Raw genomic sequence first — 1,647 nt, forward strand, 5'->3', positions numbered from 1 at the left:
GATATGTGGGTAGGGTGGATCCCCTCCAATATTGGTCAGTTGGTTTTGAAGCGAATACTTTAAATTACTTTGGGGATATTGCCCCAACTAGCAAAAGACTTTTCAGTACTAACCTAAAAAACACAAGACCAGGCTTAGGAGTTGTTGTTAACAGGAGGTTTTCCGGATTTTTCTCCGTTCGGAGTGAATTTTTTTGGGGAAGAATTGCCGCTGCTGATTCAACTACCGGGATGGATGGAAATAATATTTTCCGCTATGCACGAAATCTTTCTTTTCGTAACGATATTTATGAGCTTGACATTGTAGGAGTGATTGATTTTGTACATACCGGTCACTACACCCTTCGCCCAAAAATAGTGCCCTACTTCTTTGCAGGAATCGGTTTCTTTACCCATAATCCAAAAGCAAAAGTTCCAAATGCCTATTACAACTTTAAGGGGGAACTGATTGATCCAGGACCCGACCAAGGGAAATGGGTCAGTTTAAGAAATCTGGAAACGGAAGGGCCTCCCGTTTACAGCCGATTTCAAATTGCTGTCCCAATAGGGCTGGGAGTTCGTTTTAAGCTAAATAACCAAACTGACCTCTCTTTTGAAATGGGCTATCGTCAGACTTTTACCGATGGCTTGGATGATATTGTAGATAAATGGCCTGAGGAAGCATATTTCACCGATAATGACTTAGGTAAAATCATGTCTGATCGTTCCCAAGAGCTTGCAGGAAGAAATCTTTCTCCTCAAGAAAGAGAAAAACTTGCAGGAATGGCAGGGATGTTCGGTAATGAATTAAGAGGAGGATTGGGATTTGACACCTATTTAGTTAGCAGTTTTAAACTCACCTTTATTTTAGGGACAAAAAAATAGAGGAAAAAAGGGTGAAAAATAAGTCATCTATTGTTTTACTTCTAATTTTTTTTTAATGTGTTTTTTATTTAGCATCTGGCACATAAAATTTATTGGTTCAAAAAAATAAAAAGATCATATTTTGGTGAAGAATAGAACAATAGAAGGCGGAAAGAAGAAAGCAATATTATCCATTATTTTTCTGATCACTTCCTTTTCTTTTAACTCTTTAATTGCCCAATATAAAGAAATAGGTGGAGGAATCGGACTTTTGAATTACACTGGAGATTTAGGAAAAACTATTGACATAAGGTGGGCCCGTCCAGCGGCCACCGTTTTTTACCGTATGAATTTCAGCCCCGCTTTAAGCGCAAAATTAGCTTTAACTGGAGGGCAAATTACAGGCAATGACAATCATCCTGCAGATGTACTCGGCCAATTCAGACAAGATTCATCAGCATTTAATACCACAATCATTGAATTTTCAGCTGTCGCTGAATACAACTTTCTTGATTATTGGAGGGAGGACAGATCAACTCGACTTTGGACGCCATATATCTTCGGAGGCCTGGGCTTTTTTCATTTCTCATATAAAAATAAAGCCGGAAAAGATCTTTTAAAAGGTAAAAATATAAACTCCCTTCAGCCAATGGTCCCAATTGGAGTGGGAGTAAAAAAGATGATAGGAACCCAATGGAATATTGGAGTTGAGGCTGGACTTAGAATAACATTTACAGATTATTTGGATGGAATATCCGATTATTCTCCAGACATCAGTGATGATCTAAACACCTATTATTACTTT

The 1,647-nt window shown here is 38.1% G+C and carries 2 protein-coding genes; both read left to right on the forward strand.

From position 1 onward, the window contains the following. Positions 1–863: DUF6089 family protein (locus tag E1171_RS23445; RefSeq protein WP_187696172.1), on the forward strand; the 863-nt coding region annotated here is incomplete at its 5' end. 124 nt (positions 864–987) lie between these two features. Further along, on the forward strand, positions 988–1,647 hold a 660-nt coding region (gene porG / locus E1171_RS01680), incomplete at its 3' end, for a type IX secretion system protein PorG (RefSeq protein WP_187696173.1).

The sequence above is a fragment of the Xanthovirga aplysinae genome (assembly GCF_009711365.1).
In the GTDB taxonomy this organism is placed as follows: Bacteria; Bacteroidota; Bacteroidia; order Cytophagales; family Cyclobacteriaceae; genus Xanthovirga; species Xanthovirga aplysinae.